This window comes from Pseudomonas shirazica, assembly GCF_015168335.1.
Taxonomy (GTDB): Bacteria; Pseudomonadota; Gammaproteobacteria; order Pseudomonadales; family Pseudomonadaceae; genus Aquipseudomonas; species Aquipseudomonas asiatica.
This window is the reverse complement of the sequence record NZ_CP063456.1, coordinates 3,949,083-3,968,164: the sequence shown is the minus strand read 5'-3', so window position 1 is coordinate 3,968,164 and position 19,082 is coordinate 3,949,083. Positions and strand designations below refer to the sequence as shown.

Sequence of the window (19,082 nt, the reverse complement as noted above, 5' to 3'; positions counted from 1 at the left end):
TATGTGGCTGCAGGCCAGGCTAATAACCTGCAGCACCAGCAAACCGCGGCGGATTCTACCAGCTTGTAGTGGGCGCCGTTATAACAGGTTCTTTAGTTGATATAGCATTTCGATAGCTTGACGCGGGGTCATGTCGTCCAGTTGCAGCTTGCCCAGCTTCTCGATGGCCGGGTGTGGCAGGCTGGCGAACAGGTCGCTCTGGTGCGGGACCTGTGGCACGTCCTTGGCCTTTTGGGCCGGGGGTTGTTCATGCGGCAGGCTGGTGGTTTCCAGCCTCGCCAGGTGTTCACGGGCACGCTGGATGACGGCCGTCGGCACGCCGGCCAGCTGCGCCACGGCCAGGCCGTAGCTCTGGCTGGCAGGACCAGGCAGCACGTGGTGCAGGAATACGATGCGTTCGTTGTGTTCGGTGGCGTTCAGGTGCACGTTGGCCACCAGTGGCTCGCTTTCCGGCAGCACGGTGAGTTCGAAGTAGTGCGTGGCGAACAGCGTGTAGGCGCGCAGCTGGGCCAGGCGCTCTGCGGCAGCCCAGGCCAGCGACAGGCCGTCGAAAGTACTGGTGCCGCGGCCCACTTCATCCATCAGCACCAGGCTGCGGTCGGTGGCATTGTGCAAGATGTTGGCGGTTTCGCTCATCTCGACCATGAAGGTCGAGCGGCCGCCGGCCAGGTCGTCGCTGGAGCCAATGCGGGTGAAGATGCGGTCGACCAGCGACAGCTCGCAGCTGGCAGCAGGCACGAAGCTGCCGATATGCGCCAGCAGCACGATCAGGGCGGTCTGGCGCATGTAGGTGGACTTACCGCCCATGTTCGGGCCGGTGATGATCAGCATGCGCGTGCTGTTGTCCAGGCCCAGGTCGTTGGCCACGAACGGTGTGGTCAGTACCTGTTCCACCACTGGGTGACGGCCCTGCTCGATGCGCAGGCACGGCTCGTCTACGAAGCGTGGGCAGTTCAGGTCGAGGTTCAGTGCACGTTCGGCCAGGTTGCTGAGCACGTCCAGTTCGGCCAGGGCGGCGGCGCTGTCCTGCAGCGGTGCCAGGTGGCTGATCAGGGTTTCCAGCAGGGCATCGTAGAGCATCTTTTCGCGGGCCAGGGCGCGGCTCTTGGCCGACAGCGCCTTGTCTTCGAACGCCTTCAGCTCCGGGGTGATGAAGCGCTCGGCGCCCTTTAGGGTCTGACGGCGGATGTAGTCCCCCGGGGCCTGCTCGGCCTGCTTGGTCGGCAGTTCGATGAAGTAGCCATGCACTCGGTTGTAGCCGACCTTGAGGTTGGCCAGGCCGGTGCGGGCCTTTTCCCGGGCTTCCAGGTCGATCAGGAACTGGCCGGCGTTCTCGCTGATCGCCAGCAGCTCGTCCAGTTCGTTGTCATAGCCGGCCTTGAGCACGCCGCCATCGCGGATCACCGCCGGCGGGTTGTCGATGATCGCCCGCTCCAGCAGGCTGGCCAGTTCGGGATAGGTGCCGGTAATGGCGGCCAGGCGCGCCAGGTGCGGTGCCTCCAGCTCGGCCATGGCATTCTGCAACTCGGGTAGCGCCCCAAGGGCATCGCGCAGGCGTGCCAGATCGCGTGGGCGGGCGTTGCGCAGGCCGATGCGGGCGAGAATCCGCTCGATATCGCCAATTTCCTTGAGTTGCGGCTGCAGCTTCTCGAAGCGGTAGCCATCGAGCAGGCAACGGATCGAGTCCTGGCGCGCCTGCAGCACCTTGAGATCGCGCAACGGGCGGTTCAACCAGCGGCTCAGCAAACGGCTGGCCATGGCGGTCTGGCAGCGGTCGACCACCGACTGCAGGGTGTTGTCTCGGCCGCCGGCCAGGTTGATGTCCAGCTCCAGGTTGCGGCGGCTGGCACCGTCGAGAATGACCGTATCGTCCAGGCGTTCGTGGCGCAGGCTGCGCAGGTGCGGCAGGGCGGTGCGCTGGGTTTCCTTGGCGTAGATCAGCAGGCAACCGGCGGCGCCGATGGCCAGGGTCAGCTTGTCGCAGCCAAAGCCCTTGAGGTCCTTGGTCGCGAACTGCTGGCACAGGGCCTTGCGCGCCGAGTCGCGGTCGAAGTCCCATGGCGCACGGCGACGGGCGCCCGGTCGTTTCTCGGCAGGCAGGTCGCGCGGCCAGTCGTCGGGGATCAACAGCTCGACCGGGTTGAGGCGCTCGAGCTCGGCCAGCAGGTTTTCCCAGCCCTTGATCTCCTGCACGCTGAAGTTGCCACTGGTGATGTCCAGTACGGCCAGGCCGAACAGGCGCTCGTCCCCGAGCAGCGCGGCAATCAGGTTGTCGCGACGCTCGTCGAGCAGGGCCTCGTCGCTGACCGTACCCGGGGTGATGATGCGCACCACCTGACGTTCCACCGGGCCCTTGCTGGTGGCAGGGTCGCCAATCTGCTCGCAGATCACCACCGATTCGCCGAGCTTGACCAGCTTGGCCAGGTAGCCTTCCAGCGAATGGAACGGAATCCCGCACATGGGGATGGACTGGCCGGCCGACTGACCGCGCGCGGTCAGGGTGATGTCCAGCAGTTTTGCGGCTTTTTTCGCATCTTCGTAGAAGATCTCGTAGAAGTCGCCCATGCGGTAGAACATCAGCTGGTCCGGGTGCTGGTTCTTCAGCTTCCAGTACTGCTGCATCATCGGGGTGTGTGCGGAGAAGTCGGAAATTGCTTTATTCATCAATGGCTTAGAAAGTAGGTCTCAATATTGTGGGGCAAATTGGGGCGTTCTGTGTTGCATGCACGACGCCGAGACCCACCGGATTTTCAAGCCGCATAGATTAACACGGCTACCCGGCAGGCTGTACCTGCAAGTCCGGCGAGTGCACAGGGATGCGCTGAAGGCAGGTTGACATCATGGTGCCTCCATGGAGAATTGCCTGCCTTCGCCCATCAGGGATGGCTTGCCTGACGCATTCGCGGTGGCCCGTGGCCCGGTAAAAAGTTATTGCAACAGGTTGATTAGTGCAGTGAGCGCAATTCGTTTTGATGTAGATGCGGTTTTTTGTATTTCCCTCGACACCCGCGCTGACCGGCGCACGCTGTTCAGCGAAACCATCGGGCGACAGCTCGACAACGAAGTGCACTTTCATGTCGTCGAGAAAAACAGCGACCCCAAGCGCGGTTGCTACGAGTCCCATCAGCAACTGGCCCGTCATGCGCTGGACAATGGCCTAGATCGAATCCTGATCTTCGAAGACGATGCCAAGGCGTATGAGTTCAAGCCTTCGCGGGTGCGCTGGGTAAACCGCTTCATGCAGAAACGGCCCTTCGAGGCCTTGCACCTGGGTTATTCCATGGGGCGAACCTGGCTGACCTGGTTCCCGTTCATCGCCCGCGGGCGGGTGGTGGCCCTGCATGCCTATGTGCTGTCGCGCGAGGGCTGTCGGATCCTGGCAGAGACGCCCTACGATGGCACCCCGGTGGATGTGGTGGTCAAACACCGGATCCGCCAGCACTGCGTGTTCCCCATGATGTTCCGCCAGCACGCCGCCGCCGTGGCCGGTAGCGACCTGGAACAGGTGGTGCGCAATGAGGACGAGTGGTGGGAGCGCAACTGGACCAAGCATCGTCGTTCACCGATGAAGAACATCTGGCGGACCGTGCTTCGGCTGAATTTCTGATTGGTGTGGGCTTGAGGTGCATGCCTTGAGAGGTTTGGCGCCTGCGAGATAGAGCGCCGCCCGCGCGGCGCTCGATCTTACAGGCGCCAAAAATCCAGAGGCGAACATGCTCGTGCCCAGCACGCCGCCAGACGCTCATCCTCCACCCCCATCCCCAAAATGCTAGGGTAGAGGGCAGCCTTCAAGGAGCCCGACATGGACCCGATCACCACGCTTTCCACCCGCCTGGGTGAACACCTGCGCCGCTTCCACGCGCAGGTGACCACCGCCGAATCCTGCACCGGTGGCGGCATCGCCGAGGCCATCACCCGCGTGCCCGGCAGCTCGGCCTGGTTCGAGGCTGGGTACGTGACCTATTCCAACACCCAGAAAACCCGTCAGCTGGGAGTGCCCGCGGCGTTGTTCGGCCAGGTTGGCGCGGTCAGCCAGGAAGTGGTCGAAGCGATGGTCCGCGGCGCCCAGGCCGCCAGCGGCGCGCGCTTTGCCGTGGCGGTGAGCGGCGTGGCCGGGCCGGACGGTGGTTCGCCGGGCAAACCGGTGGGCACCGTGTGGCTGGCCTGGGGCGACGGCAACCATGTGTTCAGCGAGCGGCGCCAGTTTGACGGCGACCGCGAGGCGGTGCGCCGACAGACGGTGATCGCCGCGTTAGACGGCTTGTTACAGCTTGGTGCCGAGTAAATCGACGACAGGGGTTTGCGCGAGCGCCTGCCTGTGGAATAATACTGGCTACTTATACAGGTATTCCGGCCGTCAGGGCCAAGTCGAACACGTGAGGATTTCAATGGACGACAACAAGAAGCGCGCCTTGGCTGCGGCCCTGGGTCAGATCGAACGCCAATTCGGCAAGGGCGCCGTCATGCGCATGGGCGACCACGAGCGCCAGGCTATCCCTGCCATCTCCACCGGCTCGCTGGGTCTGGACATCGCCCTGGGCATCGGCGGCCTGCCAAAAGGCCGTATCGTCGAGATCTACGGCCCGGAATCGTCGGGTAAGACCACGCTGACCCTGTCGGTCATCGCCGAAGCCCAGAAAAACGGCGCCACCTGCGCCTTCGTCGACGCCGAACACGCCCTCGACCCCGAGTACGCCGGCAAGCTGGGCGTCAACGTCGACGACCTGCTGGTTTCGCAGCCGGACACCGGCGAACAGGCCCTGGAAATCACCGACATGCTGGTGCGTTCCAACGCTGTTGACGTGATCATCGTCGACTCCGTTGCTGCCCTGGTACCGAAGGCCGAGATCGAAGGCGAAATGGGTGACATGCACGTGGGTCTGCAGGCGCGCCTGATGTCCCAGGCGCTGCGCAAGATCACCGGTAACATCAAGAACGCCAACTGCCTGGTCATCTTCATCAACCAGATCCGTATGAAGATCGGTGTGATGTTCGGCAGCCCGGAAACCACCACTGGTGGTAACGCCCTGAAGTTCTACGCCTCGGTGCGTCTGGATATTCGCCGTACCGGTGCGGTCAAGGAAGGCGACGAGGTGGTCGGTAGCGAAACCCGCGTCAAGATCGTCAAGAACAAGGTTTCGCCGCCCTTCCGTCAGGCCGAGTTCCAGATCCTCTACGGCAAAGGTATCTACCGTAACGGCGAGATCATTGACCTGGGTGTTTCCCAAGGCCTGGTCGAGAAGTCCGGTGCCTGGTACGCCTACCAGGGCAACAAGATCGGTCAAGGCAAGGCAAACGCTGCCAAGTACTTGGCTGAGAACCCGGCTATTGGTGCCGAGATCGAGAAGCAGATTCGCGAGAAGCTGCTGACCTCTGGTGCTGTTGCGGCTGCTGGTAAGGCTGCTGCTGCCGAAGCCGATGCCGATGACATGGCCGACGCTGACGCCGGCTATTGATTGCGCGGTAGATAGCCGAACATGTCCGCCGTACTCGACACCCCCGTCGCCATCCGGCGGACAGCCATGGACCTGCTTGCGCGACGTGAGCACGGTCGCGTCGAGCTGACGCGCAAGTTGCGTCAGCGCGGCGCTTCGGACGAGTTGATTGGGCCTGAACTCGATCGGCTCGCCGAAGAAGGGTTGCTTAGCGAAGCCCGCTACCTCGAAAGTTTCATCCGGTACCGTTCAAGCTCCGGCTATGGCCCTGCGCGTATTCGCGAAGAGCTAGGCCAGCGCGGTTTGGCGCGTGCTGATATCGAGCAGGCGCTACGCGAGAGCGAGGTGGACTGGGGCGAGCGCATGCGTGACGTATGGCAGCGCAAGTTTGCCGGGCAGCGCCCGCAAGATCCCCGCGGCCGTGCCCAGCAGACCCGGTTTCTGGCTTACAGGGGTTTCCCCATGGACATGATCGGCCGGCTGCTCAGTGGGCGTGATCGCGACGATTACTGAGGGCTGGGGCCGTTTTGCAGTCCTTTGCGGGAGCGGACCTGTGTCACGATCAACTGACCTTCAACGCCTCCCTGGCCCGCTGCGTCGTATGCATGGGCTGCGGCTTGGCCCAGTTCTCCGGCAGGTTGATGAAATCCACCAGCTCGCGCAGCCTGCCCTGATCCCGGCCATTGAAGGCAAATGACAAGCGGGTCAGGTGGTTGAAGTTGCCCACTTCGTGCTCGGCGCTGCTGTCAGGTTGCTGGTGGTACTTGCCACTCAAACGCAAATCGGCAAAGCCTTCCTGGATGTCATACAGCGCCGCTTCGCTGAGCGGGTGATGCATGCGGATCACGAACTGGCTCTTCAGCCAGCGGCTGGAGTGGTAGTTGCTGTAGAACTGGTTGATTTCCTCCACTGCCTCGTCAGCGCTGTGCACCAGGCGCAGCAGTTTCAGGTCGCTGGGCAAGATGTAGCGGTTTTCCTCCAGTTGGCGGCTGATGAAGTCCAGGCAGTCGCGCCAGAAGCTGCCACCTGGTGAGTCCAGCAGCACCACCGGTACCAGCGGGCTCTTGCCGGTCTGGATCAGGGTCAGCACCTCCAATGCTTCATCCAAAGTGCCGAAACCACCCGGGCACAGCACCAGGCCATCGGCCTCCTTGACGAAGAACAGCTTGCGGATGAAGAAGAAATGGAACGGCAGCAGCTTGTCGGTGCCATCTACCGTGGGGTTGGCGTGTTGTTCGAAGGGTAGGGTGATGTTGAATCCCAGGCTGTGGTCGCTGCCGGCGCCTTCGTGGGCGGCTGCCATGATGCCGCCGCCGGCACCGGTTATTACCATCAGGTCGGAGCGCGCCAGGGTTGCGCCCAGTTCGCGGGCCAGGGCGTACATCGGGTGTTCCAGCGGGGTGCGCGCCGAGCCGAACACGGTCACCTTGCGGCGGTCCTTGTAGCGTTCCAGGGTGCGGAACGAATGGTCCAGTTCGCGCAGGGCCTGCAGGGTGATCTTGGCGCTCCAGCGGTCGGTGTCGTCATGGGCCATGCGCAGGATGGTCAGCATCATGTCGCGGTACAGCGCCAGGTTGGGGCTGTTCGGTGCCACCAGTTGCAGTTGTGCGTCGATGTTGCTCAGGTCGATGTTGTTGTCGCGGAAATGGCTGAACAGCAGTTCACTCGATTGGTAAGGCATGCAACGTCTCCTTCTGCACCTATACCTCTGACCTCAATCTAGACCCTTGCGCTCAATCCTGCCGGGGGTGTTCGACACAGCCGCCCGTCGGCATGCAGCCACGGGGGATGCGGGTTTGGTTAACTGGGTAAAGCGAAACGTGTCGATGCAGGAGGTGGCGGTATGCATCGCTTGATCATCGAAGTTGACCGGCAGCTTTACCAGCAGCTGGAGAATGCGGCCCAGATGCATCACCTGAGCCTGGAGAACGAGTGCCGGCGCAGGCTGTCGGGGCTGGAATGCCAGTCGCGCTACCTGCAGGCGCTGCTGGCAGAGATGCGCGCTGATGCCGCTGAGGGGCGCTGGTGCGCCCGTGAAGACGAGAAGGCGTAGCGATCCGAGCTGGTTTACTTCTTCTTGTTGCCGGCCACGCAGCTGGCATTGTCGAACGCCTGGTCCATGATCGGCTGGTTGGTCTTGTATACCGTGAAGCGGTAGACCATCACCGCGCCTTTGGACATCAGGTTACGGAAACCGCTGTTGCGGCAGACGCTATCACCCAGCTGGCTGCGGACCTGTTCGGGGTTGGCCTGCATGCGCGCGGCATGGTCCTGGCGCACGCTCAGGTGGTTGACCAGTGCCTTGCCTTCCACCGTGTAACCCTGGTCGAGGATGTCCTCGTTGATGGCTCGCGGGGTGCCGACACTGCTCTCTTTGGCAACCTTCTGCAGCATGTTGTTCAGGTCGTATTCCTGCTTGGAAGCCGCCTGGGCTGCCAGGGGCAGGGCGAGCAACAGGCTCAGGGCGGGGACGATACGGCGCAGCATGAATCTCTCCTGGTTCGATGACTGGCGCTTTGACATGCGCGGGTCGACGGCGTTCCCTGAAAATCGCGCAGGCGCGACGCTGGGGTACGGTAAAGCAGCGATTATAAGGACCGCGTCGCCACCTGCACAGCAATTGCCCCCTGTTCTGGTAGACTGGCGCCCTTAGTTTTCTCCGAGTCATCCTTGTGTCCATTCCCAACCTGTCCAGAGGCCTGCCGGCATGAGCCATGCGGTAGCGCGCCTGCGCGCCGAACGCCTGGCTCGCAGCAACAAGCCCTTTATCGCCCGTGGTTCACGTGCCGAACGCTGCCCCGATTGCCGGGTCATCGCCACTCATTGCCTGTGCGCCTGGAAGCCGCGGGTGCAGGCCGAGTCCGGCGTGTGCCTGCTGATGCATGACACCGAGCCACTGAAGCCTACCAATACCGGCTGGCTGATCGCCGACCTGATCGAGGACACCTCGGCTTTCGGCTGGCTGCGCACTTCGGTCGACGAACGCTTGCTGGCGTTGCTGGACGACCCGCGTTGGCAGCCCTACATCGTCTTCCCCGGCGAATTCGTTGCCCAGGAGCGAGTGGTCAGCGAGGTAGTGCGCGAGCCCGGCAAGCGTCCGCTGTTCATCCTGCTGGATGCCACCTGGACCGAAGCGCGCAAGATGTTCCGCAAAAGCCCGTACCTTGATCGCTTCCCGGTGTTGAGCCTGCAGGCCGAGCAGATGTCCCGCTACCGCTTGCGCCGCTCCAAGCGCGATGATCACTTCTGTACCGCGGAAGTCGCGGCCATGTGCCTGGACCTTGCCGGCGATACCCAGGCCTCGCAGGCGCTGGACGCCTACCTGGATGTGTTCAGCCTGCATTACCTGAGCGGCAAGCGTCGCCTGCCGCTGGACGAGCAGGACGACACCCACCAGCGTTTGCATACCTTCCTATAGTCCAAGGGGCACAACCCCTGCTTTGGTTCATAATGACCCTTACCCGAGTGCCCGACACAGAACAGGATCCCCAGATCGATGGCCACTTACGAAATCCTGATTGCCGATGACCACCCGCTGTTCCGTGGCGCCTTGCGCCAGGCCGTTACCCTCGGCCTGGGCCCGGATGTACGCCTGGTAGAAGTTGCCAGCATTGCCGAACTGGAAACCCGTCTGAGCGAAAAAGACAACTGGGACCTGGTGTTGCTGGACTTGAACATGCCGGGTGCCTACGGTTTTTCCGGGCTGGTGCTGCTGCGCGGGCAATACCCGCAGATCCCCGTGGTGATGGTATCGGCGCAGGAAGAGGCTGCAGTGGTGGTCAAGTCCCGCGAATTTGGCGCCAGTGGCTTCATTCCCAAGTCCAGCACCCTGGAAGTGATCCAGGATGCGGTGCGCAAGGTGCTCGACGGCGAGGTCTGGTGGCCGCCGCAGGCGTTCGAAAAGGTCGATGTCTCGGCCGAGGCCAAGGCCGCCAGCGAAGGCCTTGCCAGCCTCACGCCGCAGCAGTTCCGCGTGCTGACCATGGTCTGCGAAGGCTTGCTGAACAAGCAGATCGCCTATGAGCTGAACGTGTCGGAAGCGACCATCAAGGCCCACGTGACCGCGATCTTCCGCAAGCTGGGTGTGCGTACCCGCACCCAGGCGGCGTTGTTGCTGCAACAACTTGAATCGGTTGCCAGCAGCTGAGTGCGCGTGGCTTCACGCTTTTTTGACCCGTGCCGGTCTAGTCTGCTGGCCTTTCCGTTGTGAAGTGACTCACATGACATCGCCATTCAAGGGCCAGACCGGCCTCAAACGTATCCTCAACGCCGCCGGCTATTCGCTGGACGGCCTGCGCGCCGCCTTCAAGGGCGAGGCCGCGTTCCGCCAGCTGGTGCTGCTCAACGTGCTGTTGGTCCCGATCGCCTTCTGGCTGCCGGTCAGCCGTGCGGAGCGGGCGATCATGATCGCCGTGTGCCTGTTGGGCTTGATCGTCGAACTGTTCAATTCGGCGGTGGAAGCAGCCATCGACCGCATTTCGCTGGAGCGCCACCCGCTGTCGAAAAACGCCAAGGACATGGGCAGCGCCGCGCAGCTGGTGGCACTGACCATGGTGGCGCTGGTGTGGGGTGTGATCCTGCTTTAAGCGATCGGTGGCAACACGATCTCGTCACTGCGTGTGAAACCCGCGGTGAAGTTGCGGCACAGTTCGAGAAATTCGCGCATGGCCGAGGTCTGGTACTTCTGTTTGTGCCAGATGAAGTAGAACTGGCGCATCAGGTCCAGCTCCGGGGTTTCCACCGCTACCAGGCTGCCGCGGCGGAAGGCGTCACGCAGGGCAAGGCGCGAGATGCAGCCGATGCCCAGGCCCGACTCCACCGCGCGCTTGATGGCTTCGGTGTGTTCCAGCTCCAGGCGGATGTTGAGGTTGGTGCGGTGGTGGCGCATGGCCTGGTCGAAGGTCAGGCGCGTGCCTGAGCCCTGTTCGCGCAGGATCCACGCCTCCTGGGACAAGGTCTGTACATCGGCGCGCCCCAGTTTGGCCAGCGGATGCTGAGGCGCGCAGAACACCACAAGTTCGTCCTCGACCCAGGGCTGCACTTCCAGGTCCGGGTGGTTGCAATCGCCTTCGATCAGACCCAGATCAATTTCGTAATGCGCCACCTGTTGCACGATATGCGCAGTGTTCTGCACATGCAGCTTCACCTGGCTTTCCGGGTGCACCTGCATGAAGCTGCCGATCAACAGGGTGGCCAGGTAGTTGCCGATGGTCAGCGTGGCGCCGACTGCCAGCGAGCCGAAACCGGACTTGCCGTTGAGCAGGTCTTCGATTTCCTTGGCCTGGTCGAGCAGGGCCACTGCCTGCGGCAACAGTTGCTGGCCCAGGGCGTTGAGGCTCAGGCGCTTGCCGGCGCGGTCGAACAGCTGGCAGCTGGACTGTCGCTCAAGCTCGGTGATCGAGGTGCTGGCGGCCGACTGCGACAAGGCCAGCACACTGGCGGCGCGCGAAACGCTCTGGTGCTGGGCCACGGCAACGAAGACTTGCAGTTGACGAAGTGTAAATCGCATATCGATATAACCGATAACACATATCTTGATAATCCAGTTAACAGATATTGTCGCTGCCCCTAAACTATCGCGCAACTGCGCGTCTTGCGCGCGCCGCGTCTTTCTTCAGGAGCCCCATTAAATGAGCAACATGAACCACGAACGTGTCCTCAGTGTGCACCACTGGAACGACACCCTGTTCAGCTTCAAGTGCACCCGCGACCCGGGCCTGCGCTTCGAGAACGGTCAGTTCGTGATGATCGGCCTGCAACAAGAAAGCGGCCGTCCGCTCATGCGCGCCTATTCCATCGCCTCGCCGAACTGGGAAGAGCATCTGGAGTTCTTCAGCATCAAGGTGCCGGACGGTCCGCTGACCTCGCAGCTGCAGCACCTGAAGGAAGGCGACGAGATCATCATCAGCAAGAAGCCTACCGGTACCCTCGTACTCGACGACCTGAACCCGGGCAAGCACTTGTACCTGCTGAGCACCGGCACTGGCCTGGCACCGTTCATGAGTGTCATCCAGGACCCGGAAACCTACGAGCGCTTCGAGAAAGTGATCCTGGTGCACGGCGTGCGCTACGTGAACGAAGTGGCCTACCGCGAGTTCATCACCGAGCACCTGCCGCAGAACGAGTTCTTCGGTGAGTCGGTTCGCGACAAGCTGATCTACTACCCGACCGTGACCCGTGAACCGTTCGAGAATCAGGGCCGCCTGACCGACCTGATGCGCAGCGGCAAGCTGTTCAGCGACATCGGCCTGCCACCGATCAACCCGCAGGACGACCGCGCGATGATCTGCGGCAGCCCGAGCATGCTCGACGAAACCAGCGAAGTGCTGGACAGCTTCGGTCTGAAGATCTCCCCGCGCATGCGCGAGCCGGGTGACTACCTGATCGAGCGTGCCTTCGTCGAGAAGTAAGGCGCAGGCTGATGCAAAAGAAGGCGACCCCCGGGTCGCCTTTCTTGTGCCTGTGATTCATATATCGCCTGTACCGGCCCTATCGCCGGCAAGCCAGCTCCCACAGGAGTCCCACAACATTTGAAACCTGTGCCGAACCTGTGGGAGCTGGCTTGCCGGCGATGAGGCCAGTGCAGGCAAACCCCAATCTATTCCACGCGCGTCTCGCCGCTATACACCAATATCTCCCGACACCGCTTGCACAGGTAGCGCCGCCCTTGGCGCACCAGCTTGTGCCGCTGCGCGGTAAACGGGAAGTCGCTCTGCGGGCAGGGGCAGCGGTAGATGTAGCGGGTCACCACGCGCCTTTGCACTTCGTAGTTGTGGCAACGGTTGGGCGGCAGTTCATACACCCCGCGCATGATCAGCTGCCACTCTTCGCCATGGGCCTGGATGCGGTCGCCGAACAGATGGTGTGCCACCAGGTGCGCCACCTCATGGGCCACGGTCTGGCGCAGGAAGTCTTCCTGGTTTTCGCGGTAAAGCTGCAGGTTGAAGCGCAGCAGGTTCTCGTGCAGGTGGGCGACGCCGGCTTTTTGCCCGCGCAGCTTGAAGCTGATTTCCGGGCGTGGGAAGGGGCGTTTGAAGAAGGTTTCAGCTTGCTGGTAACAGGTTTCGACGCGTTGTCTGAGCAGCTCGGGCATGGCGGGGTGGTTCTCCTGACCGGACATTATGCCGCAACCCCGGGCAACCTGCCGAGCCACCGGTCAGCGCACAGCCAGAGGCCGCCTTGCGGCGGCCCCAGGTTTGATGCCCCAGTGTTGGTCGAGTCTGTTCTAGTTGGTGTAGACGGGCCCCACGCCCAGTCCCCAGATGATCACCGTGGCGGCCATGATCGCCACCAGTACCACAAGGCCTACCGCCAGCACCGAGCTGGAGAACAGGAAGCCTTCGTCGGACGGTATGTTCATGAACGTCGGCAAACCGACGTACAACAGGTACACCGTGTAGCAGATGGCGGCCGTGCCGATCAGCATGCCCAGCCACAGGTGCGGGTACAGCGCCGCCAGGCCGCCGATGAACAACGGTGTGGCGGTGTAGGTGGCAAAGGCGATGCACTGTGCCATGGACGGGTTGGCATCGTAGGTACGGGCCATCCAGTGGATGAACGCCCCCATTACCGCCACCCCGGCAAGCATCGCCAGGTACGACATGATGCTCATCCAGATGGCGCTTTCCATTGTCAGCATCACCGCTGGCCGGTCGCCGATCACCCAGCCGACCTGGGTTGTACCGATGAATGCCGAAACGGCGGGGATCGCAGCCAGGATCAGGGTGTGCGTCAGGTACATGTGGCTGATGGTTTCTTCTTCGCCACGAATTTCCCGCCATTCCTGGTCGGGATGGGTAAACAGCCCCACAACGTGATGAATCATGCCGATCACTCCTCTCAATGTTGCCAAACGCCCCCCAGATGGAGCGCAAGCGGCCCTAGGCCCGAACACCGAAGCAAGCGGTAATGTGGCCTTATGTCGCAGTATAGGAAGCCGTTACCCGCATAAACCGTGCTTTTTAGAGCAAATTGCGCTGTAAGACGCGCTGTTGATTACAATGAAGTCTTTATCGGAATGCCTACAGCGCCGCCGCGTTTGTGCGTAAAATAGCCGGCTTTTGTCACACCTCGCGGATCCAAGCGCTATGGGCACCCTCTCGGTCAACCAGAACAAACTGCAAAAACGCCTGCGTCGTCTCGCCGGCGAAGCCATCACCGACTACAACATGATCGAGGATGGCGACAAGGTCATGGTCTGCCTGTCCGGCGGCAAGGACAGCTACACCATGCTCGACGTTCTGTTGCACCTGCAGAAGGTGGCACCGATCAAGTTCGAGATCGTCGCGGTGAACATGGACCAGAAGCAGCCGGGGTTCCCCGAGCATGTGCTGCCGGCCTACCTGAAGGAACTGGGCGTCGAGTACCACATTGTCGAGAAGGACACCTATTCGGTGGTCAAGGAGCTTGTCCCCGAGGGCAAGACCACCTGCTCGCTGTGTTCGCGCCTGCGCCGTGGCACCCTGTACACCTTTGCCGACGAAATCGGCGCGACCAAGATGGCGCTGGGGCACCACCGCGACGATATCGTCGAAACCTTCTTCCTCAACATGTTCTTCAACGGTGCGCTCAAGGGCATGCCGCCGAAGCTGCGCGCCGACGATGGCCGCAACGTGGTGATCCGCCCGCTGGCCTACTGCAGCGAGAAGGATATCCAGGCCTACTCGGACATGAAGGAATTCCCGATCATCCCGTGCAACCTGTGCGGTTCGCAGGAAAACCTGCAGCGCCAGGTGGTCAAGGACATGCTGGTGGAGTGGGAGCGCAAGCACCCGGGGCGTACCGAGAGCATCTTCCGCGCCCTGCAGAACGTGGCACCGTCGCAGTTGGCCGACCGCAACCTGTTCGACTTCACCAGCCTGAAGATCGACGAGAACGCCACCCCACGTTTCCTTGACGTGCTGAACATCTGAGCCCATGCGCGATTACCAGTGGTTGCACGAGTACTGCCTGAACCGCTTCGGCTCGGCCCAGGCCCTGGAGGCCTTCCTGCCGCAGCCGCGCACACCCGCACAACTGCGTGATATCAGTGACGACCGCTACCTGTCGACCTTGGCCCTGCGCGTGTTCCGCGCCGGGCTCAAGCACAGCCTGGTGGATGCCAAGTGGCCGGCGTTCGAGCAGGTGTTCTTCGGCTTCGACCCGGAGAAGGTGGTATTGATGGGCGCCGAGCACCTCGAGCGGCTGATGCACGACGAGCGCATCATCCGCCACCTGGGCAAGCTCAAGAGCGTGCCGCGCAATGCGCAGATGGTTCTTGACGTGGCCAAGGAGAAGGGCAGTTTCGGCGCCTTCATCGCCGACTGGCCGGTGACCGACATCGTCGGTTTGTGGAAATACCTGGCCAAACACGGCAACCAGCTGGGCGGGTTGTCGGCACCGCGCTTCCTGCGCATGGTCGGCAAGGACACGTTCATCCCTACCGATGACATGGTTGCGGCGTTGATTGCGCAGAAGGTGGTCGACAAGCCGCCGACCAGCCAGCGGGACCTGGCCTTGGTGCAGCAGGCGTTCAACCAGTGGCATGCCGAGAGTGGGCGGCCGCTGTGCCAGTTGTCGGTGATGCTGGCGCATACCGTCAACCATTGAGATTTTGGGGCTGCTTTGCAGCCCAATCGCCGGCAAGCCAGCTCCCACAGGTACAGCACAGGTCTCAAGCCTTGCGCTGTACCTGTGGGAGCTGGCTTGCCGGCGATTGGGCCGCAAAGCGGCCCCCGGATATCAACTGCCTTCGCCTGCCATGCGCCGCTCGTGCTGGAACTTCCAGCGCACATACAGCAGCCCGGCAATGAACAGCCCCAGGCTCACCAGTACTTCAACCCAGCCAAATACCGCACGCGCCGGGTCGAACGCCGCCAGCACGCCCTTGATGAAATAGATATTCACCACGAAGCAGGTCCAGGCATGTGCCCGGGCGCTGCCTGTCAGCATGCCCGGCAGCAACAGCAGCAACGGCACCAGTTCGATCGCCAGGATCACCTCGACCCGCGCCCCGTGCAGGTTGGCGAACCACAGGTTGTTCGCCACCAGCAGGGCGATCAGGCCGAAGAAGAATGCCAGGCTCAGCGCCCGCGTCAGGCGCAGGCGAGGCGCCAGCCACTCAAGCGGCGGCAATACCTTGGGCTTCTTAGCCACGTGCAGCCTCCAGGGCCTTTGCAGTGGTCGCCAGGCGTTGGCCAAGGGCGCGGCACAGGGCTATCTCGTGCTGGTCGAGCTCGCGCTTGCCATCGGCACCAGCATGATGGCTGGCGCCATACGGGGTGCCGCCGCCACGGGTTTCGAGCAATGCCGATTCGCTGTACGGCAGGCCCATCACCAGCATGCCGTGGTGCATCAGCGGCAGCATCATCGACAGCAGAGTGGTTTCCTGCCCGCCGTGCAGGCTGGCGGTAGAGGTGAACACGCCTGCCGGCTTGCCGACCAGTTCACCGCCCAGCCACAGGCTGCTGGTGCCATCCAGGAAGTACTTGAGCGGCGCCGCCATGTTGCCGAAGCGGGTCGGGCTGCCCAGTACCAGGCCGGCGCAGTGGCGCAGGTCGTCCAGGGTGGCGTACAGCGCACCGTTGGCCGGGATGTCCGGGGCCACTGCTTCGCACTCGGTGGAAATCGCCGGTACCGTGCGCAGGCGGGCTTCCATGCCGGCCAGCTCGATGCCGCGGGCGATGTGCCGGGCCATCTCGCTGGTCGAACCATGGCGGCTGTAATACAGCACCAGGATGTAGGGCTCGCTCACGGCAGGATCTCCAGTACTTTCTCGGGTGGTCGGCCGACCACGGCCTTGTCGCCAGCGATGAAGATCGGCCGCTCGATCAGCTTGGGGTGCCGGGCCATGGCGTCGATCAGTTGCGCGTCGGTAAGCGACGGGTCGGCCAGGTTCAGCTCCTTGTACTCGTCCTCGCCGGTACGAAGCAGCTGGCGCGGGGCGATGCCCAGCTTGCCGAGCAGAGCCGTCAGGGTGGCCGCGTCGGGCGGGTTCTCGAGGTAGCGCACGATGGTCGGCGCCAAGCCGCGAGCTTCGAGCAGTTCCAGGGCGCCGCGGGATTTCGAGCAGCGCGGGTTATGATAGAGCGTGAGGTCGGTCATGTCGGGTCGCATCCAGCAGGGTGTGGCGGCTATTCTAACCGCAGCGACTGACCAATTTGCTTTAAAACTCGAGAAGGATTGACCCATGGCAAGGCGTCTGGCAGCAGTACTGGCCATCACCGCGAGCCTGTTGCTCGGTGGTTGCGGTGCCGATTATGGCGTGGACCAACACGGTAATACGGTTAAGGCCGAACAGATCGACGGGCACTGGCTGGTGCTCAACTACTGGGCCGAATGGTGCGGGCCGTGCCGTACCGAAATCCCTGAACTGAACGCGGCAGCCAAGCAGTGGGCGGCCGATGGTATCAAGGTGGTGGGGGTGAACTTCGATGGCTTGCAAGGGCAGGAGCTGAAGCAGGCTGCCGAAACCCTGGGGATCGCTTTCACCGTATTGGCGCAGGACCCGGCCGAGCGCTATGACCTGCCACGTAGCGAGGCATTGCCGGTGACCTACATCATCGATGACAAGGGCAAGGTGCGGGAGCAACTTATGGGCGAGCAGACCCTGGAAGGGCTGCAGGCCAAGATCAAGGCGCTGAAGGGCGCCTGATGCATTTTGGGGCTGCTTTGCAGCCCATCGCGACACAAGGCCGCTCCTACAGGAGATCGCATCCCATGTAGGAGCGGCCTTGTGCCGCGATGGGCCGCAAAGCGGCCCCGGCAATATTCAGCCTTCCTCAGGCCAGAAGCGCAGCGGCTTGCCTTCGGCCGGCCAGAAACGCATCTGCTCGATAGGCGACACATCCCAGCGCTGCACTGTTTCCAGCGCCTGCAGGAAGCGTTTTTCCTGTTCCATCAACGCCGGCGCACAGAGCTTACGGGTCTTGCCGACCTTGCCGAAGCTGAGGTGCTCGCCGTCCAGTGTGTATGGCGCGAACCAGTGGTTGCAGCCGCCATTGCCATAGGCACGGCCATCGCTGGCCAAGGTCAGGGTCAGGTGGCTGTAGTCGATCAGCGGCCGTTCGCCAATCCACTCCAGCACATAGCTGCGCTCCTGCTGCAGCTTGGAAGGTTCTGCGGCGCAGCCGAGCAGGCCGGTGGCAATCAGCACGCCGGTCAGCAGATTTTTCACTCGGCGCTCTCCTGGCAACGCGGGCACAAGTGTTTTTCGCCACGGCTGGCCCAGCCCAGCTCGGCAACGCGCGCGCTGGCGGCAGGCTGGCGGGCTTTCTTGCCCAGCTTGGCGTCCACCGCGAACTCGAAGTCCAGCACGGCGTCGCAGCTGTCGCACGCGACCTGCCAGGTGAGGATTTCCAGCTCGTTGAACACCGGGCCGCTGGCCACGGCAACCCACTGGCCGCGCGGGTTGATCAGGTGGCGCACGCTCTCCACTGTCAGGCGCATGGACAAGTCCTTGCTGCCCTTGAGGGTGACCAGCAGGGTGTCGCCTTTGTGCATCGAGCCGCCGTTGCCGGTGACCTGGTAGCGGCCCGGCACCAGGGCGCGGCACTCGATCAGGGTATGTTGCGGGTTGAAAAGGGTGTAGCGGAAATCGTGCTCGACCATGGGTCCTCCAGAAATGCCGCGTATCCTAGCACTAACCCATCACCAGATTCTGTGGATTGCCTGCCGCCCAGCGGTTGATGTTGTCCAGCGTGGTCGCGGCGATGGCATCCAGTGCCTCGCGGGTAAGGAACGCCTGGTGGGCAGTGATGATCACGTTGGGGAAGGTCAGCAGACGGGCCAGCACGTCGTCCTGCAGCGGCAGGTCGGAGCGGTCCTCGAAGAACAGCTGGGCTTCTTCTTCGTATACGTCCAGGCCGAGGTAGCCGAGCTGGCCGCTCTTCAGCGCATCAATAAGCGCCGGGGTGTCGACCAGCGCCCCGCGGCCGGTGTTGATCAACATGGCGCCGGGCTGCAACTGGGCCAGGCTTTGTGCATTGATCAGGTGCCGGGTGTGCTCGGTCAACGGGCAGTGCAGGCTGATGACGCGGGATTCGCGCAGCAACTCGGGCAATGGCAGGTAGCGCGCGCCCAAGGCCAGCAACTCGGGGTTGGGGTAGGGGTCATAAGCCAGTAACTGGCAGCCGAAACCAGCCATGATGCGAGCAAAGGCTGTGCCGATCTGGCCGGTACCGACCACGCCGACGGTCTTGCCGTGCAGGTCGAAGCCGGTCAGCCCGTGCAGGGTGAAGTCACCCTCGCGGGTGCGGTTGTAGGCCCGGTGCAGGCGCCGGTTCAGGGCCAGGATCAGCGCCACGGCGTGTTCGGCCACGGCGTGCGGCGAGTAGGCCGGCACTCGCACTACGGTCAGGCCCAGGCGCTGGGCGGCGGCCAGGTCGACATGGTTGTAGCCGGCCGAGCGCAGGGCGACCAGGCGCGTGCCGCCTGCGGCCAGGCGCTGCAGCACCTGGGCGTCGAGCTCGTCATTGATGAAGGCGCAGACCACCTCGTAGCCATCGGCCAGGGCAGCGGTGTCGAGGGTCAGGCGGGCGGGCTGGAAGTGCAGGTCCAGGGTGGTGCCGCTGGCGGCACGGGTGAAGCTTTCCTGGTCGTAGTGCTGGCTGCTGAACAACAGGGCGCGCATGGTGGGGCTTCCTTTGCAGTGGTCTGGGGATTGTAGCC

Annotated in this window: 24 protein-coding genes; 12 read left to right on the top strand and 12 right to left on the bottom strand. The window is 62.8% G+C overall.

All coding sequences use genetic code 11. The features are described 5' to 3' along the window. Nucleotides 1–78: 78 nt before the first annotated feature. The gene (gene mutS, locus IMX18_RS18340) at nt 79–2,652 is read right to left on the bottom strand and encodes a DNA mismatch repair protein MutS (RefSeq protein ID WP_043936065.1); all 2,574 of its coding nucleotides are present in this window, start codon (nt 2,650–2,652) and stop codon (nt 79–81) included. A gap of 301 nt (nt 2,653–2,953) precedes the next feature. Between mutS and IMX18_RS18335 the strand changes: the two genes are divergently transcribed. From IMX18_RS18335 to recX, 4 genes are all read left to right on the top strand, one after another. Beyond that, nucleotides 2,954–3,607: a glycosyltransferase family 25 protein gene (locus IMX18_RS18335; RefSeq protein ID WP_015269212.1), complete on the top strand. Its 654-nt coding sequence runs from the start codon at nt 2,954–2,956 to the stop codon at nt 3,605–3,607. A gap of 195 nt (nt 3,608–3,802) precedes the next feature. Continuing rightward, a complete protein-coding gene (locus IMX18_RS18330) occupies nt 3,803–4,285 on the top strand; it encodes a CinA family protein (protein ID WP_137137978.1) in 483 nt (160 codons plus the stop codon). 103 nt (nt 4,286–4,388) lie between these two features. After that, on the top strand, nt 4,389–5,456 hold the full coding sequence (gene recA / locus IMX18_RS18325; RefSeq protein WP_015269214.1) for a recombinase RecA: 1,068 nt from the start codon (nt 4,389–4,391) through the stop codon (nt 5,454–5,456). A 21-nt stretch (nt 5,457–5,477) separates the two neighbouring features. After that, nucleotides 5,478–5,948, top strand: coding sequence for a recombination regulator RecX (gene recX, locus IMX18_RS18320; RefSeq protein WP_015269215.1), 471 nt, complete (start codon nt 5,478–5,480; stop codon nt 5,946–5,948). A 49-nt stretch (nt 5,949–5,997) separates the two neighbouring features. Here the strand turns inward: recX and IMX18_RS18315 are convergent, their stop codons facing one another. Further along, a complete protein-coding gene (locus tag IMX18_RS18315; RefSeq protein WP_015269216.1) occupies nt 5,998–7,116 on the bottom strand; it encodes an LOG family protein in 1,119 nt (372 codons plus the stop codon). 162 nt (nt 7,117–7,278) lie between these two features. Here IMX18_RS18315 and IMX18_RS18310 point away from each other — a divergent pair, with 162 nt between their 5' ends. Further along, on the top strand, nt 7,279–7,488 hold the full coding sequence (locus IMX18_RS18310) for a hypothetical protein (protein WP_004375471.1): 210 nt from the start codon (nt 7,279–7,281) through the stop codon (nt 7,486–7,488). Nucleotides 7,489–7,502: 14 nt separating this feature from the next. Here the strand turns inward: IMX18_RS18310 and IMX18_RS18305 are convergent, their stop codons facing one another. Further along, a complete protein-coding gene (locus IMX18_RS18305; RefSeq protein ID WP_013971343.1) occupies nt 7,503–7,922 on the bottom strand; it encodes a quorum-sensing-regulated virulence factor family protein in 420 nt (139 codons plus the stop codon). Between the two features lie 220 nt (nt 7,923–8,142). Here IMX18_RS18305 and IMX18_RS18300 point away from each other — a divergent pair, with 220 nt between their 5' ends. From IMX18_RS18300 to IMX18_RS18290, 3 genes are all read left to right on the top strand, one after another. Then, nucleotides 8,143–8,853 (top strand): tRNA-uridine aminocarboxypropyltransferase, encoded by a 711-nt coding sequence (locus IMX18_RS18300; protein WP_013971344.1) that lies wholly within the window; start codon nt 8,143–8,145, stop codon nt 8,851–8,853. Between the two features lie 78 nt (nt 8,854–8,931). Continuing rightward, a complete protein-coding gene (gene erdR, locus IMX18_RS18295) occupies nt 8,932–9,582 on the top strand; it encodes a response regulator transcription factor ErdR (protein ID WP_015269217.1) in 651 nt (216 codons plus the stop codon). A 73-nt stretch (nt 9,583–9,655) separates the two neighbouring features. After that, the gene (locus IMX18_RS18290; RefSeq protein WP_015269218.1) at nt 9,656–10,021 is read left to right on the top strand and encodes a diacylglycerol kinase; all 366 of its coding nucleotides are present in this window, start codon (nt 9,656–9,658) and stop codon (nt 10,019–10,021) included. On the opposite strand, the gene finR is transcribed toward IMX18_RS18290, so the two are convergent. After that, nucleotides 10,018–10,944: a LysR family transcriptional regulator FinR gene (gene finR / locus IMX18_RS18285; RefSeq protein WP_004375481.1), complete on the bottom strand. Its 927-nt coding sequence runs from the start codon at nt 10,942–10,944 to the stop codon at nt 10,018–10,020. The genes IMX18_RS18290 and finR overlap by 4 nt on opposite strands. Nucleotides 10,945–11,065: 121 nt before the next feature. Between finR and fpr the strand changes: the two genes are divergently transcribed. Beyond that, nucleotides 11,066–11,845 carry a ferredoxin-NADP reductase gene (fpr, locus tag IMX18_RS18280; protein WP_004375483.1) on the top strand — a complete coding sequence of 260 codons (780 nt, stop codon included), beginning with the start codon at nt 11,066–11,068 and terminating at the stop codon, nt 11,843–11,845. A 188-nt stretch (nt 11,846–12,033) separates the two neighbouring features. Here fpr and IMX18_RS18275 read toward each other — a convergent pair whose 3' ends face one another. Both IMX18_RS18275 and IMX18_RS18270 read right to left on the bottom strand, forming a co-directional pair. Further along, complete coding sequence (locus tag IMX18_RS18275) at nt 12,034–12,528, bottom strand: SprT family zinc-dependent metalloprotease (RefSeq protein WP_013971347.1); 495 nt, start codon at nt 12,526–12,528, stop codon at nt 12,034–12,036. A 132-nt stretch (nt 12,529–12,660) separates the two neighbouring features. Beyond that, nucleotides 12,661–13,260: a Yip1 family protein gene (locus IMX18_RS18270; protein ID WP_003252385.1), complete on the bottom strand. Its 600-nt coding sequence runs from the start codon at nt 13,258–13,260 to the stop codon at nt 12,661–12,663. A 262-nt stretch (nt 13,261–13,522) separates the two neighbouring features. Here IMX18_RS18270 and ttcA point away from each other — a divergent pair, with 262 nt between their 5' ends. Together ttcA and IMX18_RS18260 are read left to right on the top strand one after the other, a co-directional pair. Beyond that, on the top strand, nt 13,523–14,347 hold the full coding sequence (ttcA, locus tag IMX18_RS18265) for a tRNA 2-thiocytidine(32) synthetase TtcA (RefSeq protein ID WP_012270926.1): 825 nt from the start codon (nt 13,523–13,525) through the stop codon (nt 14,345–14,347). Nucleotides 14,348–14,351: 4 nt separating this feature from the next. Beyond that, nucleotides 14,352–15,023, top strand: a complete 672-nt coding sequence (locus tag IMX18_RS18260) for a DNA-3-methyladenine glycosylase I (protein WP_085720702.1) — start codon at nt 14,352–14,354, stop codon at nt 15,021–15,023. 132 nt (nt 15,024–15,155) lie between these two features. On the opposite strand, the gene IMX18_RS18255 is transcribed toward IMX18_RS18260, so the two are convergent. Genes IMX18_RS18255 through arsC form a run of 3 tightly spaced genes read right to left on the bottom strand, consistent with a single transcriptional unit; the run spans nt 15,156 to nt 16,517 of the window. Further along, a complete protein-coding gene (locus IMX18_RS18255; RefSeq protein WP_015269221.1) occupies nt 15,156–15,569 on the bottom strand; it encodes a DUF2069 domain-containing protein in 414 nt (137 codons plus the stop codon). After that, a complete protein-coding gene (wrbA, locus tag IMX18_RS18250; protein WP_015269222.1) occupies nt 15,562–16,167 on the bottom strand; it encodes an NAD(P)H:quinone oxidoreductase in 606 nt (201 codons plus the stop codon). The genes IMX18_RS18255 and wrbA overlap by 8 nt, the downstream gene beginning before the upstream one ends. Then, nucleotides 16,164–16,517, bottom strand: a complete 354-nt coding sequence (gene arsC, locus IMX18_RS18245; protein ID WP_015269223.1) for an arsenate reductase (glutaredoxin) — start codon at nt 16,515–16,517, stop codon at nt 16,164–16,166. Before arsC ends, wrbA begins: the two co-directional genes overlap by 4 nt. An 85-nt stretch (nt 16,518–16,602) precedes the next feature. On the opposite strand from arsC, the gene IMX18_RS18240 reads away from it, so the two are divergent. Then, nucleotides 16,603–17,067 carry a TlpA disulfide reductase family protein gene (locus tag IMX18_RS18240; RefSeq protein WP_015269224.1) on the top strand — a complete coding sequence of 155 codons (465 nt, stop codon included), beginning with the start codon at nt 16,603–16,605 and terminating at the stop codon, nt 17,065–17,067. Between the two features lie 117 nt (nt 17,068–17,184). On the opposite strand, the gene IMX18_RS18235 is transcribed toward IMX18_RS18240, so the two are convergent. Genes IMX18_RS18235 through IMX18_RS18225 form a run of 3 tightly spaced genes read right to left on the bottom strand, consistent with a single transcriptional unit; the run spans nt 17,185 to nt 19,044 of the window. Beyond that, nucleotides 17,185–17,589: an META domain-containing protein gene (locus IMX18_RS18235; protein WP_004375489.1), complete on the bottom strand. Its 405-nt coding sequence runs from the start codon at nt 17,587–17,589 to the stop codon at nt 17,185–17,187. Continuing rightward, the gene (locus IMX18_RS18230; protein WP_004375491.1) at nt 17,586–18,023 is read right to left on the bottom strand and encodes a hypothetical protein; all 438 of its coding nucleotides are present in this window, start codon (nt 18,021–18,023) and stop codon (nt 17,586–17,588) included. The genes IMX18_RS18235 and IMX18_RS18230 overlap by 4 nt, the downstream gene beginning before the upstream one ends. 31 nt (nt 18,024–18,054) lie before the next feature. Next, complete coding sequence (locus IMX18_RS18225; protein WP_054573182.1) at nt 18,055–19,044, bottom strand: 2-hydroxyacid dehydrogenase; 990 nt, start codon at nt 19,042–19,044, stop codon at nt 18,055–18,057. Nucleotides 19,045–19,082 lie beyond the last annotated feature (38 nt).

What these genes read in the sequence shown, in the direction of transcription:
- arsC (WP_015269223.1), bottom strand. Translation starts at nt 16,517, where the DNA reads ATGACCGACCTCACGCTCTATCATAACCCGCGCTGCTCGAAATCCCGC.
- recX (WP_015269215.1), top strand. Translation starts at nt 5,478, where the DNA reads ATGTCCGCCGTACTCGACACCCCCGTCGCCATCCGGCGGACAGCCATG.
- IMX18_RS18270 (WP_003252385.1), bottom strand. Translation starts at nt 13,260, where the DNA reads ATGATTCATCACGTTGTGGGGCTGTTTACCCATCCCGACCAGGAATGG.
- IMX18_RS18315 (WP_015269216.1), bottom strand. Translation starts at nt 7,116, where the DNA reads ATGCCTTACCAATCGAGTGAACTGCTGTTCAGCCATTTCCGCGACAAC.
- ttcA (WP_012270926.1), top strand. Translation starts at nt 13,523, where the DNA reads ATGGGCACCCTCTCGGTCAACCAGAACAAACTGCAAAAACGCCTGCGT.
- IMX18_RS18330 (WP_137137978.1), top strand. Translation starts at nt 3,803, where the DNA reads ATGGACCCGATCACCACGCTTTCCACCCGCCTGGGTGAACACCTGCGC.
- IMX18_RS18305 (WP_013971343.1), bottom strand. Translation starts at nt 7,922, where the DNA reads ATGCTGCGCCGTATCGTCCCCGCCCTGAGCCTGTTGCTCGCCCTGCCC.
- finR (WP_004375481.1), bottom strand. Translation starts at nt 10,944, where the DNA reads ATGCGATTTACACTTCGTCAACTGCAAGTCTTCGTTGCCGTGGCCCAG.
- IMX18_RS18230 (WP_004375491.1), bottom strand. Translation starts at nt 18,023, where the DNA reads ATGGTCGAGCACGATTTCCGCTACACCCTTTTCAACCCGCAACATACC.
- IMX18_RS18260 (WP_085720702.1), top strand. Translation starts at nt 14,352, where the DNA reads ATGCGCGATTACCAGTGGTTGCACGAGTACTGCCTGAACCGCTTCGGC.
- IMX18_RS18310 (WP_004375471.1), top strand. Translation starts at nt 7,279, where the DNA reads ATGCATCGCTTGATCATCGAAGTTGACCGGCAGCTTTACCAGCAGCTG.
- IMX18_RS18225 (WP_054573182.1), bottom strand. Translation starts at nt 19,044, where the DNA reads ATGCGCGCCCTGTTGTTCAGCAGCCAGCACTACGACCAGGAAAGCTTC.
- IMX18_RS18240 (WP_015269224.1), top strand. Translation starts at nt 16,603, where the DNA reads ATGGCAAGGCGTCTGGCAGCAGTACTGGCCATCACCGCGAGCCTGTTG.
- recA (WP_015269214.1), top strand. Translation starts at nt 4,389, where the DNA reads ATGGACGACAACAAGAAGCGCGCCTTGGCTGCGGCCCTGGGTCAGATC.
- IMX18_RS18275 (WP_013971347.1), bottom strand. Translation starts at nt 12,528, where the DNA reads ATGCCCGAGCTGCTCAGACAACGCGTCGAAACCTGTTACCAGCAAGCT.
- erdR (WP_015269217.1), top strand. Translation starts at nt 8,932, where the DNA reads ATGGCCACTTACGAAATCCTGATTGCCGATGACCACCCGCTGTTCCGT.
- fpr (WP_004375483.1), top strand. Translation starts at nt 11,066, where the DNA reads ATGAGCAACATGAACCACGAACGTGTCCTCAGTGTGCACCACTGGAAC.
- IMX18_RS18300 (WP_013971344.1), top strand. Translation starts at nt 8,143, where the DNA reads ATGAGCCATGCGGTAGCGCGCCTGCGCGCCGAACGCCTGGCTCGCAGC.
- IMX18_RS18290 (WP_015269218.1), top strand. Translation starts at nt 9,656, where the DNA reads ATGACATCGCCATTCAAGGGCCAGACCGGCCTCAAACGTATCCTCAAC.